Genomic DNA, 17,071 nt, shown 5'->3' with positions numbered 1-17,071 from the left:
AGGTGCGGGTGCGGGCGCAGCCTCGGGCGCGGGCGCGGGCGCGGAATTATGCTGTGCAACAGCGGCTTCGATATCACCGCGCAGGACCCGGCCGCCCGGCCCGGAGCCGTGTACAGTCGCCGGATCCAGTCCCGCCTCCTCGGCCAGCCGGTGGATAAGAGGTGTCATCCGAGCGGGTTCCGCGACCGGCGACGGTGCCGCGACCGATTCCGCCCGGTCGCGCGATTCCGGCGGTCCGGCCGATTCCGAGGTCGCGACGGACGGCACCGGTTCGCCACGCCCCTCTCGGACCGTCTCCACCTTTCCGTTCCCACTGCTCGAGGCGCCGGCGGTGATCGTCGCCAGCACGGCGCCCACCGGAACGGTCCGTCCCTCGGGCACGCGGATCTCGTCCATGACACCGTCGTCGAAGCATTCGATCTCGATCGCGGCCTTGGTGGTGTCGACCTCCGCGACGATGTCGCCGCGTTTCACCGCGTCGCCGGGGTGCACGAACCAGTGCGTCACGGTGCCCTCGGTCATGTCGGCGCCCAGCGACGGCATCCGGAATTCCGTCATGTCATCCCACCGCCTTCCGGATCGCGGCCAGCACCCCGGACGGGTCCGGCAGTGCGGCGTCCTCCAGTTGACGTGCGTACGGAATCGGCACCTCGGCGCCGCATACCCGGCCGATCGGCGCATCGAGGTCGTAGTATGCGTATTCGGCTGCGCGAGCGGCGATCTCGGCGGCGATGCTCACACTGCGCCAGGCTTCGTCCACGATCACGAGGCGATGGGTGCGGCGTACCGAATCCAGCACCGTCGCCTCGTCCAGTGGGCGCAGCGAGCGCAGATCGACGACGTCGACCGCGATCCCCTCGGTTGCCGCGAGGTCGGCGGCGGCCAGGGCCACCGGCACCGTCGCGCCGTAGGCGACCAGAGTGACGTCGGTGCCGCTGCGCCGGATCGCCGCCGCGTCGATATCGACGGCACCGGCGTCCTCGGGCAGCTCGGATCCGCTGTTGTACAACGAGATCGGCTCGAAGATCACCACCGGGTCCGGATCCTGCAACGCGGTCCACAACATGCCTCGTGCGTCGGCGACGGTGGCGGGGCACACCACCCGCAGACCGGGAATGTGGGCGTAGAACGCCTCCAGGCTGTGCGAGTGCTGGGCGGCGAGCTGGCGGCCCGGACCGGTCGCCATCCGGATGACCAGCGGCACGCCGAGCTGTCCGCCGGACATGTGCCGCAGCGTGGCGGCGTTGTTGAGTATCTGGTCCAGCGCGAGCAGGCTGAAGTTGACGGTCATGATCTCGACGATGGGCCGCATGCCGGCCAGGGCCGCGCCGATCCCCGCGCCGACGAACGCCGATTCGCTCAGCGGCGTATCGCGAATCCGTTCGGGCCCGAATTCGTCGAGCAGTCCGCGGCTCACGCCGAAGCAGCCGCCGTAGGCGCCGACATCCTCGCCCATGAGGAATACCCGTTCGTCGCGAAGCAGCGCCTCGCGCAACGCATCCCGCATCGCCTCCCGATAGGTGGTCATGGCCGCTCCGCGTAGACGTGCCGGGTCAGTTCGGACACCGGCTCCGCCGGTGCGGCCTCGGCGGCGGCGATGGCGGCGTCGAGTTCCTCGTCGGCCTGCGCCTCGTACCGCCGCACGTCTTCGTCGGTCAGTTCGCCCGCGTCGCGCAGCCGTTCGGTCAGCAGCCGGAGGGGATCGCGTTCGCGCCACCGCGCGATTTCGGCCTTGTCGCGATATCGATCGGCGTCGTAGAGCGAATGCGCCCGGAACCGGTAGGTGCGCAGTTCCAGGAAGCAGGGGCCGCCTCCGGCCCGGATCGAGGTGACGGCGCGCCGGGTCGCGGCGGCGACGGCGGTGGCGTCCATGCCGTCGACCGGCCAGGCCGCCAGGCCGTAGCCCGTAGCGCGCAGCGCGAGGTCGGTCGCGGCGTGTTCGCGGGCCAGCGCGGTGCCCATGGCGTAGCGGTTGTTCTCGCAGGCGAAGAGCACGGGCAGCCGCCACAGCGCGGCCAGGTTCATGCATTCGTGGAATTCGCCCTCGGCCATCGCGCCGTCACCGAACAGGCACACCGTGATCCGATCGCGTCCGGTCATGGCGTCGGCCAGTGCCAGGCCCACCGCGATGGGCAGTCCGCCGCCGACGATAGCGTTCCCGCCGTAGAAGCGCCGCCGCGCGTCGAACAGATGCATCGAGCCGCCCCGGCCGTGGCTGCAGCCGGTGGTGCGGCCGAACATCTCGGCCATGAGGTCGGTCATGGGGATGCCGCGGGCCAGCGCGTGGCCGTGCTCGCGGTAGGTCGAGACCACCGCGTCGTCGGCGCCGATCTCGCTCAGCAGTCCGGCGGCCACCGCCTCCTCCCCGACGTACAGGTGCAGGAATCCGCGGATCCGCTCGGCGCTGTAGAGCTGCACACAGCGTTCCTCGAAGCGCCGGATCCGGATCATCTGCCGCAGCAGCGCCTTTCGATCCGTTCCGGCGGCGTCGCCGGGCGTCGCCACCGCCGGCGAGGGGGCGTGGCCGTCGGTCTCGATCGTGCTCATCGCACCGTCTCCAGGGTCGATACGTCACCCTCGGGCAATCCGAGTTCGTGGGCCTTCAACAGCCGGCGCATCACCTTCCCGGAGCGGGTGTGCGGCAGCGCGTCGACGAAGTCGATACGTTTGGGAGCCACCGCGCCCAGGGCGCGGCGGCCGAACGCGGTGAGTTCGTCGCGCAGGTCGTCACTCGGCTGGAAGCCCTTGCGCACCACCACGAATGCCTTGACCAGCTCCCCGGCCACCGGATCGGGGGTTCCGATGACACCGGCCTCGGCGACCGCGGGATGTGACATGAGAACGCTTTCCACCTCGAACGGCCCGACCAGATGTCCGGCGGATTTGATGACGTCGTCGGCGCGCCCGACGAACCAGAAGTAACCGTCGCTGTCGCGCCGGGCCAGATCGCCGGTGAGGTACCAGCCGCCGGCGAACGCGTCCGCGTAGCGAGCGGGGTCGTTCAGATAGCCGCGGAACATCGACGGCCAGCCCGCCCGCAGTGCCAGCTCCCCCACTTCCCCGGTATCGGCGGCGGTCACGTCGCCGTCGGTGATCGCCGCGCGCCCGCTTGCGCCGCGGCGCAGGATCGTGGCCTCCACGCCGGGCAGTGGCCGCCCCATCGAACCGGGACGAACCTGCGCCGCAGCGATATTGGCGATCATGATGGCGCCGGTTTCGGTCTGCCACCAGTTGTCGTGCACCGGGTGCCCGAGCACCCGCTGCCCCCACACCACGACTTCGGGATTGAGCGGCTCGCCGACGCTGGCCACGAAGCGCAGGCATGACAGATCCGTGCTCGGCGGCAGCTCGTCGCCACGGCGCATCAGCATCCGCAGGGCGGTGGGCGCGGTGTACCAGACGGACACCCGCTCCGCGGTAAGGATGTCGTACCAGCGTTGCGGATCGAATTCCGCCTCGTCGCTGATCACCGTGGCACCGAGGCACAGCGGCGCGATCACGCCGTAGGACATGCCGGTCACCCAGCCCGGGTCGGCGGTGCACCAGAACACGTCGCCGCCGCGCAGGTCCAGCGCGGCGCGCGCGGTGGCCCGGTGCGCCACGACGGCACCGTGCACGTGCACCGCGCCCTTGGGACGGCCGGTGGTTCCGCTCGTGAAATGCAGGAGTGCGGGGTCTTCGAATTGGGTTCGCACGATGGGAAATTCGCTGTCGGCGGCGGCCATTGCCGCGGGCAGGGACACCACGCCGGGCAGGTCGGTCTCGCCGTCGACGACGATGACGTGCCGGAGTGCGGGCAGTGTGTCGCGGATCGGGGCGACCTTGCGGCGATAGTGGGCCGCGGTGGTCACCAGGGTGCTCGCCTCGGCCAGGTCCAGCCGCTGACGCACCGGTTCGGGGCCGAACGCCGAGAACAGCGGGGAGACGACACATCCGGCCTTCCACGCGCCCAAGCACGCGAGATACAACTCCGGAGTGCGTCCCAGCAGCAGGCACACCCGCTCACCCCGATACACCCCGAGGTCGCGCAGCACGTGGGCGAACTTGTTGCTCAGCCGGACCAGGTCCGCGCAGTCGAGCTCGGTCACGCCACCGGTGACCGGCAACCAGCGCAACGACGGGGCGGGCCCGATCGGCGCCTCGAGGTGCCGGTCGACGGCTTCGACGGCGATGTTGACTCCGCCGCCCGGTAGCCCGGCGAGCTCGGAGCGGGCCGCCGACCAGGTGAAGTCGCGCCGCGCCCGGCCGTAGTCGGGAAGGGTCGCGGCCGCGATCTCGGCCGCCGACTTCTCGATCGGCGCCCATCGCGACGGCGTCGCGGTGTCCGCGTCGTACGGGCTCGCGTCGTTCCGGCTCATCGCGCCTCCGTCTCCCGTGCCGTCCGTCTGCTCGACTTCCAGTCAACGGCGCGGCGCCCGGTCACGGGGAGGGCGGAAAGACCCTAGCGGCGATGACATCCGTCGCGGCGATGCCACCGGGGCCCATGGTCAGTCGGGAACGTTGCGCGCGAGTTCGTCCAGCCACGCCGCGGCCGGAGCGTCGCTCGGCGCGCGCCAGTCCCCGCGCGGCGACAGCGATCCGCCGGACCCGACCTTGGGCGCATTCGGCAGGGTCGATCGTTTGAACTGGCTGGTCTGCACGAAGCGGCGCAGGAATTCGGCCAGCCAGTGCTTGATCGTGGCGAGGTCGTATTCGTGACGCTGATCCTCGGGGATCAGGTCCGGCCAGCCGCCCCGGGTGCGGTCACCCCAGGCGTGCTCGGCGAGATAGGCGATGCGGCTGGGCCGGAATCCGAACCGCAGCAGGTGATAGAGGTGGAAGTCCTGCAACTCGTACGGGCCCACGGTGGCCTCGGAACTCTGCAGCGCCGCGCCGGGAACCAACTCCGGTGAGATCTCGGTCTCCAGGACCGAGTGCAGCACGGCACTCGCCTCCGGGCCGAGCTCACCGCGGTCGGCGGTCCACGCGATCAGATATTTGATCAGCGTTTTGGGCACCGAGGCGTTCACGCTGTAGTGCGACATATGGTCGCCGACGCCGAAAGTGCACCAGCCCAAGGCCAATTCGCTCAGGTCCCCGGTCCCGACGACCATGCCGTGATGCATGTTCGCCAGGCGGAACAGATGCGAGGTGCGCTCCCCGGCCTGCACGTTCTCGTAGGTGATGTCGTAGACGGGCGCGCCGTCGGCCGCCGGATGACCGAGATCGCGCAGCATCTGCGTCGCCGACGGCCGGATATCGATCTCGCCGGCGCTCGCTCCGACGGCGCGCATCAGCCGGCGCGCGTTCTCCAGCGTCCGCGTGCTCGTGGCGAAGCCGGGCATGGTGTAGGCGAGCACATTCGACCGCGGCAGGCCCAGCCGGTCCATGGTCTGCGCCGCGACGATGAGCGCGAGAGTGGAATCGAGGCCGCCGGACACCCCGATCACGAGGTGCTGGGATCCGGTGGCGGCCAGCCGCGTGGCGAGCCCGGCGACCTGGATGTGGTGGACTTCGGCACAGCGCACGTTGCGGCTGCCGGGATCGGCCGGGACGTAGGGAAAGCGCGGGACCTCACGACGCAGCGGTGGTGCGCCGTCCGGGATCGGCGCCTCGAATTCGAGCCGCCGGAAGCGGGTGACCCGCTCGAGGTGATCGTGACCGTTGTCGGTGAAACTGTTGAGCCGCAGCCGATCCGCGGCCAGCCGCTGCAGGTCGATATCCGCGGTGATCAGTTGCGGTTCGGCGGCGAAGCGCTCACTTTCGGCCAGCAGGTTGCCGTTCTCGCAGATCAGCGCCTGACCGTCCCACGCCATATCCGTGGTGGACTCGCCCTGCCCGGCCGCGGTGTACAGATAGGCCGCGATATTGCGGGCCGAGGTCGACACACACAGTTCCCTGCGGTAGTCCGCCTTGCCGACGACGATATTGCTCGCCGACAGATTCGTCAGCACCGTGGCGCCGGCCAGCGCCGCGAAAATGTTGGGCGGCAACGGAACCCACGCGTCCTGGCAGATCTCGACCGCCAGCACCAATCCGGGCAGATTCACCGCCTCGAACAGCAGGTCGGCGCCGAAGGGCACCCGCTGCCCGGCGACGATGGTGTGGTCGTCGACGGCGTCGCGGGCCGCGGAGAACTGCCGCTTCTCGTAGAACTCCTGGAAATTCGGCAGGTAGCTCTTCGGCACGACCCCCAGGACGCGGCCGCGGTCGATGATCAACGCGCAGTTGAACAGTCGCTCCCGCACCCGCAGCGGAGCCCCGACGATCAGCACGCTGTCGATGTCCGCGCTCTCGGCGACCACGCGGTCCACAGCGGCTCGCACCGCGTCGTCGAGCGCCTCCTGGTGGAACAGGTCCTCGGCGGAGTAGCCGGAGAGGCCGAGTTCCGGAAACAGCGTGAGCACCACGGAATCGGCGGCGGCCCGCCGCGCCAGCAGCAGTGTCTGCTCGGCGTTGTACTCGGGATCGGCGACCCGCATCGCGGGCACGGCGACGCCCACGCGCACGAATCCGTGCCGGTACAGCGATCGGAACGGTAACTCGCGCGCCACGGCAGCCTCCTGCAATCCACGGCCGCCGGGCCGGCGTCCGGCGCCGGGGCCGGCTAGGGACCGAGCGTCCGCATTCGACGGGTGTATTCCTCGTCGTCTATCTCACCACGGGCGAAGCGCTCGGCGAGGATCTGTTGCGGGGACGGACCCCGGCCGTCCCGGTCGAGGGCGGCGGTATCGGGCCGGCCGGCGTAGCGGAGCAGGGCCACGATCGCCACGACCACCAGCACCCAGAAGATCACCATGCCCGCGAACATCAACCCGTAACCCCAACCGCCCAGGCCGGTGCCGTACCACATCATCATCGCCGTATTCCTCACTCCATCGACGGATCTGCGTTCTCCTCGGACCCGACCGGATCACATCGGCATCGGCATCGGGCAAATCCCCATCTGGGCCAGCCACATCATCACGGCGTGCATTGCTTGCATCATCGGCGATTGCATATCCATCTCGATCATCTCCTCCGGGCGCGGGTTCACTTCCGCGTCCGCGATCCAGCCTGATCGACGCGACCGGCCGGTGGCAGGGGCGAAAGACCTCATCGACCGGCCGTCGGTCCCCACGCCGGAACGTCGGCGCCGGCCCGGATGTGCTCGGCGTCCCCGAGGGACATTGGTCCCGGGAGGCCGGGAATCTCGCCCCTCCCCCAGGGCCCGGCACCGGCACAGACTGGCGGTAGGCGCGCCGATCGCCGGTTCGACGCATCGACGCGCCTCGGCGCGTGGCCCGGGCGGGCGCGCGACGACCGAAATGTTCTGCGGGCCGGTGTGATGACACCGGGAGCGAGGTGGCCGGATGTTGCACGAGACAATCCCTTTGGGCCGGGTGGCGGGTATCCGCATCGGCGCGCACTGGTCGGTGCTGGTCACCGTGGCGCTGTTCGTCTGGCTGCTCGGCGTGCAGCTGCGCGGCAGCGGCAGCCCGGCCTTCACCTGGTCGGTTGCGGCGCTCGCCGCGGTGACCCTGTTCGCCTCCCTGACCGCGCACGAACTGGCCCATTCGATCGTCGCCCGGCGCCACGGGGTACGGGTCGAGCGCATCGTGCTGTGGCTGCTGGGCGGGGCGTCCGAACTCGGCGACGAACCACCCGACGCGCGCAGCGATTTCCGGATCGCGATCGCCGGTCCGGCGACGAGTCTGGTGCTCGGCGGACTGTTCGCGGCCGTCGCCGTGGCCGTGGACAGCGGGCGGCCCGACAGCGCCGTCACCGCGGCGCTCGCCTGGTTGGCGGCCACGAATATCGTTCTGGGACTGTTCAATCTGCTGCCCGGCGCGCCGCTCGACGGCGGCCGGGTGGTGCGGGCCGTGGTCTGGTGGCGGACCGGCGACCGGCTGCGTGCCACCACCGTGGCCGCGCGCGGCGGCCGGTTGCTCGGCACCGTGCTCGTCGTGCTGGGTGCCGTCGACATCATCGTGTTCCGCCAGTTCGGCGGGCTGTGGCTGATGCTGCTGGGCTGGTTCCTGCAGACCGCCGCCAACAGCGAACTCGCGGCAGCGGGGCTGCGGCATCGGCTGGGCAACACCACGGTTCGCGAGGTCATGACCGCGAATCCGATGGCGGTGCCGGGCGATTGGACGATCACCCAGCTGCTGGCCTCCAGCGCCCCGCAGACCGGGCACAGCATATTTCCGGTCGTCGACGCCCTCGGCCATCCGATCGGTGTCGTCGCCTGGTCGGATCTCACGACGACCGCCGTACCGGCTCGCGACACGACCTTTCTGCGCTCGGTCGCACGTCCGTTACGGACAGCCGCGATCGTCGGACAGGACGATCTGCTCGCCGATGTCGCCACCCGAGTCGTGCTGCGTCCCAAACTCGATGCGATCACGGTGGTCGACCCGGCCGGCCGGCTGACCGGCGTCGTCACCGCCACCGATCTGGCGACCGCCTGCGACCGATCCGCGCTCGGCCTGCCCGCCGGCAGCGCCGCCGCGAGACCGGGAACCGCGCCCACATCCCATCCGCCGGTCACCACTACTCACTCCCGGAGGACACAGCCATGACGGCAGCACCTGTCCTGCGTGATTCCTCACAGCCGATCTTCCGCGACCGCCGCGAGGCCGGTCGTGTGCTGGCCGGACTACTCGAGCACTACCGCGACCACTCCGGTCTCGTCGTCCTCGGCCTCGCGCGCGGTGGGGTACCGGTGGCCTGGGAGGTCGCCGCCGCCCTGCACGCGCCGCTGGACACGCTCGTCGTCCGCAAACTCGGGGCGCCGGGACATCCGGAATTCGCCATCGGCGCCCTCGCACCCGACGGCCGGATCGTCGTCAACGACGATGCGATCCGCGGACTGCACGTGACCGCCGAACAGATCCGATCCGTCGCACGAGAAGAGGCGGCGGAGCTGGCGCGGCGGGAACGCGCCTATCGCGATGACCGGCCGCCGGCGCCGATCGCGGGCCGCACGGTGATCCTCGTCGACGACGGTCTGGCGACCGGAGCCACCATGTTCGCGGCGGTGGAAGCGATTCGCGCGGGTGAGCCCGACCGCATCGTGGTCGCGGTGCCGGCCGCCCCCGAATCGACCTGCCGGGAGTTCGACGCGCTGGTGGACGAGATGGTCTGTGCCACCATGCCGTCGCCGTTCCTCGCGGTCGGCGAGTCGTTCTGGGATTTCACCCAGGTCGGTGACGACGAGGTGCGGCAGTTGCTGACGACGCCGACCGTCGACGCGGCGGCCACCGGTACCGATTCCGCCACCCTCATCGATCCCGCCGCCGTGATCGATGCCGCCGCGATCGAGGCTCCCGAAGGCGTGCCGCCGCACCACGTACTGGACGAGCTCATCGGCGATGCCAGGTTCGTCCTGATCGGCGAGAGCTCGCACGGCACCCACGAGTTCTATGCCGCCCGCGCGGCCATCACGCGCTGGCTCATCTCGGAGAAGGGGTTCACCGCGGTCGCCGCCGAGGCCGACTGGCCCGATGCCTACCTCGTCGACCGCTTCGTCCGCGGCATCGACCACTCCTCCCCGACGCTCGCGCTGCGCGGGTTCGAACGCTTCCCCACCTGGATGTGGCGCAATACCGTGGTCCGCGATTTCGTGGGCTGGTTGCGGCTGCACAACGACTATCAGCGCCGGATCGGCGCGCCGCAGGCCGGGTTCTACGGGCTCGACCTGTACAGCATGCACCGTTCGATGCGGCACGTGATCGACTATCTGTGGCAGGTCGATCCCGACGCGGCGCAGCGCGCCGAGCACCGTTACGCCTGTTTCGATCGCACCAGCGACCACGACGGGCAGGCCTACGGGTTCGGCGCCGCCTTCGGTGCGGGCCACTCGTGTCAGGCCGAGGTGGTGCGCCAGCTGGTCGACCTGCAACGCAACGCCGCGGCGCATCGACAGGCCGGCGACGGCGAGGCCTCGTTCGACGCGTTGCGCAACGCGTGGACGGTCCGCAATGCCGAGGCCTACTACCGGGCGATGTTCGGCGATCGGATATCGTCGTGGAACCTGCGCGACGAACACATGGCCGACACCCTCGACGAGCTGGCCGGCCACCTCGGGCGCGACGGCACTCCCGCGCGAGTGGTGGTCTGGGCGCACAATTCCCATATCGGTGACGCCCGCGCGACGGAAATGGGCGCCGAGGGCCAACTGTCACTGGGACAGCTCGTGCGCGAACGCCACGGAAACGATTGCCGCACCATCGGTTTCACCACCAGCCACGGCACCGTGACCGCGGCGAGTGAATGGGACGGCGAGGCCGAGTGCAAGGACGTCCGCCCGGCCCTGCGCAGCAGCGTCGAAGAGCTGCTGCACGACACCGGGCGCGACAGCTTCCTGATCCGCACCGATACCGCCGACGCCGCCACCGAACTGCTGCGCGACCCGCGGCTCGAACGCGCCATCGGCGTCATCTATCAGCCGACCACCGAGCGGCACAGCCACTACTTCCACTCGCGGCCGGCCGACCGCTACGACGCGATCATCCACATCGACCGGACCACCGCCCTGCGGCCGCTGGAACCGTCACATCGATGGACCGCCGCGAGCACACCGGACACCTACCCCAGCGGTCTGTGATCCGGGGCGGTGGGCGTCCGGATCGAGGACCTTCGGCCATGTTCCCGGCCGCCGCGACGCGCGAGTCTGGGCATCGAGACACTTCCAGCAGATCGGAGCCGTGATGGGCGATTATGTGGCAAGTCTGAACGATATTCGGCTCAGCGATGACGGCCAGGTGGGCGGGAAGGGGGCCAATCTCGGTGAGATGGTCGCCGCCAAACTCCCGGTGCCGCCAGGATTCGTGATCCTGCGATCGACCTACGAGACCGCCGTCGCCGACGGGCCGCACGGGTCCGAGCTCGACTCGCTGCATGCCGAGGCGCTGCGCAGCGCCGTCGCCACCGACGACGCGGGCCGCGGCGAGCTCGACCGACTGTGTTCGCGCATGCGCGACCTGGTACACGAGACCCGGATCGACGGCGTTATCGAGGAGGCGATCGTCGACGCCTACCACCGGCTCGGCGACCGCGTACGCGTGGCGGTCCGGTCCTCGGCGGTCGGCGAGGACAGCGCCGATTCCTCCTTCGCCGGAATGAACCTCTCGCGCACCAATATTCGCGGCGACGCCGAACTGCTCGAGGCGGTCCGGCAATGCTGGGCCTCCCTGTTCACTCCGCGCGTTCTCACCTACCGCGCCCGCCGCGGCATGAACCGGCGGCCGGAGATGGCGGTGGTCGTGCAGCAGATGGTGACCGTCCGGTGCGCCGGCGTGGCGTTCACCGCCGACCCGACCACCGGCAGGCGCGACCGCGTCGTCATCGACGCCGCGCGCGGACAGGGCGAGGTGGTGGTATCCGGTGCGGTCGAGCCCGACACCTACGTGTTCGCGGCGGACGGCCCGACGCTGACGGAATCCCGCAGAGGCGCGCAAAGTTTCGCGATCTTCGCCGGCGAGGACGGTGACCGGCGAGTCGACATCCCGGACGACGAAGCGCATCGGCCGGTACTGACCACCGACGAGGCCACCGCGGTCGCGCGCCTGGCGCTCGAGGTCCAGCAGCACTACGGCAGTCCGCAGGATGTCGAGTGGGCCTTCGACGACCAGCGGCTGTGGCTGGTGCAGTCGCGGCCGATCACTACTCTGCCCGACGAATTGCCCTCGGCGACAACGGAAACAGCACCTGCCGCCGTGTTGCTGCAGGGCCTGCCGGCGGCTCCCGGACGAGCTCGCGGCGCCGTGCGCATCCTGCACTCACCCGCCGAGGGATCGGCATTGCGCGACGGCGAGGTCCTGGTCGCGCCGATGACGAATCCGGACTGGCTGCCGACCATTTCGCGGGCGGCGGCCTTGGTCACCGACAGCGGCGGCATGACCTGTCACGCCGCGATCGTGGCCCGCGAACTGGGCATCCCCTGCATCGTCGGCGCGCGGACCGCCACCACGTCCCTGCACGACGGTCAGCGCATCGTCGTGGACGCCAAGGCCGGCCGGATTCGGGCGGACAGCCCGGACGAGCAGAGCGCCGCGACAGCGGCCGTCTCCGCGGCCACCACCGCGCCGGCGGCGGTTTCGGTGACCGAAACCACCGGAACGAAGATCTATGTCAATCTCGCCCTGCCCGAAATCGCCGAGCGCGTCGCCGATTCCGATGTCGACGGCGTCGGTCTGCTGCGCGCCGAAACCCTCTTGACGCGCGCGCTGGGCGGCCGCCATCCCCGCGCGGTGATCGCCGCCGGCGACGAGAACGAGTTCGTCTCCACCCTGGCCGAATCCCTGCGGCGCATCGCCGTGGCCTTCGCCCCGCGGCCGGTCGTCTACCGCGCGACGGACCTGCGCAGCAACGAATTTCGCACGCTCACCGGCGGCGAGGGTTTCGAGCCGAACGAACGCAACCCGATGATCGGCTACCGCGGCTGCTACCGCTATGTCCACGAACCGGACGTGTTCCGGCTCGAACTGGCGGCGCTGGCACGCGTGCGCGAATACACCCCGAATCTGCATCTGATGATCCCGTTCGTGCGCACGCGCTGGGAGCTGGCCGCGTGCCTGGAACTGGTGGACGCCTCGCCGCTGGGCCACGACCGGAGCATGCACCGGTGGATCATGGCCGAGGTGCCGTCGGTCGTGCACTGGCTGCCCGAATACGTGCGGCTCGGGATCGACGGGGTGTCGATCGGGAGCAACGATCTCACCCAGCTGATCCTGGGTGTGGACCGCGATTCCGAGGAATGCGCCGAACTGTTCGACGAATCGGATCCGGCCGTCCTGCACGCCATCCGGCGCATCGTCACCTCCGCACGCGAACTGGGCATCACGTCGTCGCTGTGCGGGCAGGCCCCGTCCACCCGGCCCGAGTTCGCCGAACATCTCGTCGCGGCGGGGATCACCTCGATTTCGGTCACCCCGGACGCGGTCCGCAACGCCCGCCGCACGGTGGCCGCCGCCGAGCGCCGGCTGCTGCTCGAACGGTGCGTGCACGGTGGCGAGGGCCGGCAGCCGTGAGGCCGGTGGCGCGGACCATGGTCGCGGTACCTCGGGACCAACGGCCCCTCCGCCACGCGCGGCGCGAACCTACCGTCGACATATGAACACAGTGCCCACACGCGACGTCGTCGAGACAGCGGTCCGGATGGCCGGCCGTGCGCCGTCGCTGCACAACAGCCAGCCGTGGCGGTGGACGTTCGACGGTGCGCAGCTGCGGCTGTTCAGCGTGCACGAGCGCATGTTGCCGACCACGGACAGCACCGGCCGACAGCTCGTGATCAGCTGCGGCATCGTGCTCGACCACCTGCGCGCGGCGATGGCCGCCCAGGGGTGGCGCACGATCGTGGCGACCTTCCCGAACCCCAACGACCGCACCCACCTCGCCGATGTGCGCTTCGAGCCCTCGCCGTACATCACCGACGGTGACCGCGAACGCGTCGACGCCATGGCTCGCCGGTACACCGACCGGCTCCCGTTCGACGAACCGGAGGGCTGGGAGCCGTTCGAGACAGTCCTGCGCACGGTGTTCGACCCCGAGGACGCCATCGTCGACGTCCTGCCCGACGACAGCCGCGCGGAACTGGCCCGGGCCTCGGAGCTGACCGCCTCGGTGCGCCGCTACGACGCCGACTATCACGCCGAATTGCATTGGTGGACAGGGCATGTGGTGGCAGATACCGGCGTCCCCCGCGACGCGCTGGTGAGCGACGAGGAACGCGGACGCGTCGACGTCGGGCGGAGGTTGCCCACGGTCACCGGCGAACCGCGCCGCACCGAGGTGCGCGCCGACCGGTCGAAGATCCTCGCGCTGTCGACCTACGGCGACAGCCCCGCCGAATGGCTGGCATGCGGCCGGGTGCTGTCCACCGTCCTGCTCGAATGCACCCTCGCCGGCTACGCCACCTGTCCGCTCACCCATCTCACGGAGGTTCCGCGCAGTCGCAGCATCGTCACGCGGCTGATCGGCCGGAATGCCTTCCCACAGGTACTGATTCGCGTCGGGCGGGCTCCGGAGAATCAACCGCACCCGGAACCGACGCCGCGACTGCCGCTGCACGAGATCCTGCGCGTCACCGACGGCGCCGGCTGAGCGGCGCTACCGCACGCGAGACCGGCGCGCGAGGTAGATCGCCGCACCGATCGCCAGCACGACCGCACCCCAGATCACCGATGTGAGCGGGAGGGTGCAGGCCAGCACCGCGCAGCCGGCGGCGCCGACCGCCGGAACCACACGCGGCGGTCTGCCTTCCGCCGAGGTCAGCGTCCAGGCCGAGGCATTGGCGACGGCGTAGTAGCCGAGCACCGCGAAGGACGAGAACCCGATCGCGCCGCGGATATCGGCGGTCGCGGCGATCACGGCCACGACCGCGCCGACCGCCAGTTCGGCTCGGTGCGGGACGGCGAAACGCGGATGCACCGCGGCCAGCCGATGCGGCAGATGCCGGTCCCGGGCCATGGCGAAGGTGGTGCGCGAGACCCCGAGGATCAATGCCAGCAGTGAGCCGAGCGCGGCGACGGCCGCCCCGGCGCGCACCACGGGCACCAGCTCGGGCCGGCCCGCCGCGCGCACCGTATCGGCCAGCGGCGCTGTGGCCGAGGCCAATTCGTGCGGGCCGAGCACCAGCAGCGCCGCGACGGCGACCACCGCGTACACGACCAGGGTGATACCCAGAGCCAGCGGGATCGCACGCGGAATGACGCGGGCGGGGTCGCGGACCTCCGCACCGAGAGTGGCGATACGGGCGTAGCCGGCGAAGGCGAAAAACAACAGTCCGGCGGCCTGCAGGATCCCCCGCACCGAGGTGTCGGATCCGATTGCCAACCGGCCGGCGGAGCCGGCACCGGCCGCGACGACGACCGCGGCCAGCACGGCCAGCACCAGCGCGACGACGATCCGGGTCAGTAACGCCGACTTCTGCACGCCCCGATAGTTCACCGCGGTGAGCGCCACAACCGCCGCGACGGCCACCGCGTGCGCATGATCGGGCCAGGCGTAGGCACCGACCGTGAGTGCCATCGCCGCGCACGAGGCGGTCTTACCGACGACGAAGCCCCAGCCGGCGAGATAACCCCAGAACTCCCCCAGGCGTTCCCGGCCGTAGACGTAGGTTCCGCCGGAGGCGGGATAGCGCGCGGCCAGCCGCGCCGAGGAGGTGGCGTTGCAGTAGGCGACGACGGCCGCGATCGCCAGGCCGATCAGCAATCCCGATCCGGCCGCGGCGGCGGCCGGGCCGAGCGCGGCGAAGATACCCGCCCCGATCATCGAACCGAGCCCGATCACCACCGCGTCGCCGAGACCGAGCCGGCGGCGCAGGCCGGTCGGCGTCCGCGTCTCGAGATTCATGAGCTCGAAGATAACGGACGTCACCGCGGAAGAAGTGTCCTTGGTCCCGGGCGGCCGTCGTCGAAACGGAGCCTTGGGTCACCGAAAGGGAACCGGCGCCGGAGAACGGTCGGCACCGCGGCGCCGGGTGACTAGTCTCGGGTGCAGAGGCACGGTCGGCGCACGCCGAACCGGAAAACCTCGATTCGTCGGCACGTCGATCCGCCGGCGCGAACAGTGTGATGGGGAGCCAGGAAGTACCAGTGGACGAGCGCTCGATGGGCCGGCTGGAGGCGGCGGTGGCCGCGATCGTCCGCCCACGCTGCGCCGACGATTGGGGATATCGAGTCTGTGTGGCATGTCGTGACGTGCTGGCGGGGGTCGATTCGGTCGCGCTCGCGTTGCATTCGGCCGGTGCGATCGTCGAGGTGATCGGGTGCAGCGATTCGGGCGCCGAACAGATCGAGGACGTCCAGATGGTTCTCGGAGAAGGCCCCGGTTTCACGGCGTTCGCCACCGGTGACACCGTGCGGGCGAGCGCCGGGACGAGAGATTTCGAGCGGTGGCCGATGTATGCGAACGAGGTAGCTCGTCTGGGGTTGTGCGCGGTCGCCGCCTTACCTCTCCGGGTCGGCGGCATCCGGATCGGTGCCCTCGATCTGTATCGGTTCGAGCCCGGCGACATGCCGACGCGCGCCGAGATCGACGCGACGTTGCTCGCCGATCTGATCAGTTACACCCTGCTCGAGGGTCTCGTCACGCCGGAGCCGGAAGCTGTGCCGGTCGCAACCACACATCCGGACGTGAATGTGGCGACAGGAATGGTCGCCGCGCGAATGGGCATTCCCCTGGACGAGGCATTTCTGCGCCTGCGGGCGTTCGCCTTCGCCACGAACAGTCCTCTGCTCGACGTGGCGCGAAGTGTCCTGGAACGACGCGTCGACCTCGACGGAGCGAGCGAATGACCGGTGACCCCCAGACCCCTGGACGAGATCCTGAACCAACGGCCGCGACCGAGCAGACCGCGGTGCCGGAACCGCTGGTCCGTCCGCTGGCGCGGCTCACCGCCGACCTCGTTCGCGATGCCAGGTTCGCGGACACGCTTCCGATGGTCACCCACCTGTGTTCCGAGGTCTTGAACGCCGCCGCCATCGCTGTGATCGGGGTGGATTCACGCGGCGTCGTACGGGTCGTCACGGCACGCGGCGAGCACAGAGATCTCGTTCGGCTCCTCGAGAATCACGCCGGCCGCGGCCCCTGGAGCCGAAGCATGGCCACCATGGAGGTGGCCGAAGTCGAGAACGACAGCGACGACAACACCTGGCCTGCCCTCACGCGTGACGCGCTCGCCCTCGGATACCACGCGATATGCGCGGCCCCCATGGTGCTGGGAACCCGTGCGGTCGGCAGTCTGGCGCTGTTCTACGACGCGCCGACCGAATTCGGCGGCGACCACCGCGCCGTGGTGCAGACGGTGGCCGATCTGACGACGCTGTCGCTGTGCCAGGACAGCGACGAGGCACGGTCGGACATGCTGGCCGGCCGCGTCCTCGCCGCCTTCGACGACCGCGTCCGGCACGAACATGCCGTCGGCATGGCGGCCGGACGGCTGGATACCGATACCGACCGTGCCGACGCACTGCTCCAGGCACACGCCCGCGACAGCGGAATGGTGCCGACCACGCTGTCTCGCAGCATCACGGACGGGACCTTCGACTGGTCCGCTCTGGACCGGTCACTCTGACGTTCTCCGGATTGGACCGCGGCAGTGGGT

General features: G+C 70.2%; 13 protein-coding genes. 6 read left to right on the top strand and 7 right to left on the bottom strand.

Features of this window, described 5'->3' with window-relative positions:
• From NE2_RS13135 to NE2_RS13110, 6 genes are all read right to left on the bottom strand, one after another.
• Positions 1 to 558: biotin/lipoyl-containing protein (locus tag NE2_RS13135; protein ID WP_157110935.1), on the bottom strand; the 558-nt coding region annotated here is incomplete at its 3' end.
• A 1-nt stretch (position 559) separates the two neighbouring features.
• A complete protein-coding gene (locus tag NE2_RS13130; protein ID WP_063026172.1) occupies positions 560 to 1,528 on the bottom strand; it encodes an alpha-ketoacid dehydrogenase subunit beta in 969 nt (322 codons plus the stop codon).
• Complete coding sequence (gene pdhA, locus NE2_RS13125; RefSeq protein WP_218018602.1) at positions 1,525 to 2,547, bottom strand: pyruvate dehydrogenase (acetyl-transferring) E1 component subunit alpha; 1,023 nt, start codon at positions 2,545 to 2,547, stop codon at positions 1,525 to 1,527. The genes NE2_RS13130 and pdhA overlap by 4 nt, the downstream gene beginning before the upstream one ends.
• Positions 2,544 to 4,358 (bottom strand): acetate--CoA ligase, encoded by a 1,815-nt coding sequence (gene acsA / locus NE2_RS13120; RefSeq protein ID WP_063026171.1) that lies wholly within the window; start codon positions 4,356 to 4,358, stop codon positions 2,544 to 2,546. Before acsA ends, pdhA begins: the two co-directional genes overlap by 4 nt.
• 129 nt (positions 4,359 to 4,487) lie before the next feature.
• A complete protein-coding gene (locus tag NE2_RS13115; protein ID WP_063026170.1) occupies positions 4,488 to 6,533 on the bottom strand; it encodes an NAD(+) synthase in 2,046 nt (681 codons plus the stop codon).
• A gap of 53 nt (positions 6,534 to 6,586) precedes the next feature.
• Entirely contained in the window at positions 6,587 to 6,838 is a 252-nt protein-coding gene (locus NE2_RS13110; protein ID WP_030516404.1) for an SHOCT domain-containing protein, read from the bottom strand.
• Positions 6,839 to 7,331: 493 nt separating this feature from the next.
• Here NE2_RS13110 and NE2_RS13105 point away from each other — a divergent pair, with 493 nt between their 5' ends.
• The 4 genes from NE2_RS13105 to NE2_RS13090 all read left to right on the top strand — a co-directional run bounded on the left by NE2_RS13105 (position 7,332) and on the right by NE2_RS13090 (position 14,064).
• Positions 7,332 to 8,540 (top strand): site-2 protease family protein, encoded by a 1,209-nt coding sequence (locus NE2_RS13105; RefSeq protein ID WP_084494005.1) that lies wholly within the window; start codon positions 7,332 to 7,334, stop codon positions 8,538 to 8,540.
• Complete coding sequence (locus NE2_RS13100; RefSeq protein WP_174553935.1) at positions 8,537 to 10,567, top strand: erythromycin esterase family protein; 2,031 nt, start codon at positions 8,537 to 8,539, stop codon at positions 10,565 to 10,567. The genes NE2_RS13105 and NE2_RS13100 overlap by 4 nt, the downstream gene beginning before the upstream one ends.
• Before the next feature lie 103 nt (positions 10,568 to 10,670).
• Entirely contained in the window at positions 10,671 to 12,992 is a 2,322-nt protein-coding gene (gene ppsA / locus NE2_RS13095) for a phosphoenolpyruvate synthase (RefSeq protein WP_063026169.1), read from the top strand.
• An 82-nt stretch (positions 12,993 to 13,074) separates the two neighbouring features.
• On the top strand, positions 13,075 to 14,064 hold the full coding sequence (locus NE2_RS13090; protein WP_063026168.1) for an Acg family FMN-binding oxidoreductase: 990 nt from the start codon (positions 13,075 to 13,077) through the stop codon (positions 14,062 to 14,064).
• A 6-nt stretch (positions 14,065 to 14,070) separates the two neighbouring features.
• Here the strand turns inward: NE2_RS13090 and NE2_RS13085 are convergent, their stop codons facing one another.
• Positions 14,071 to 15,318, bottom strand: a complete 1,248-nt coding sequence (locus NE2_RS13085; protein ID WP_063026167.1) for an APC family permease — start codon at positions 15,316 to 15,318, stop codon at positions 14,071 to 14,073.
• Positions 15,319 to 15,560: 242 nt separating this feature from the next.
• Between NE2_RS13085 and NE2_RS13080 the strand changes: the two genes are divergently transcribed.
• Together NE2_RS13080 and NE2_RS13075 are read left to right on the top strand one after the other, a co-directional pair.
• Entirely contained in the window at positions 15,561 to 16,262 is a 702-nt protein-coding gene (locus tag NE2_RS13080; RefSeq protein WP_063026166.1) for a GAF and ANTAR domain-containing protein, read from the top strand.
• A complete protein-coding gene (locus NE2_RS13075) occupies positions 16,259 to 17,041 on the top strand; it encodes a GAF domain-containing protein (protein WP_084494004.1) in 783 nt (260 codons plus the stop codon). The genes NE2_RS13080 and NE2_RS13075 overlap by 4 nt, the downstream gene beginning before the upstream one ends.
• Positions 17,042 to 17,071 lie beyond the last annotated feature (30 nt).

The organism is Nocardia elegans NBRC 108235 (assembly GCF_001612845.1).
Classification (GTDB): domain Bacteria; phylum Actinomycetota; class Actinomycetes; order Mycobacteriales; family Mycobacteriaceae; genus Nocardia; species Nocardia nova.
This window is presented reverse-complemented; position numbering and strand designations above follow the sequence as displayed.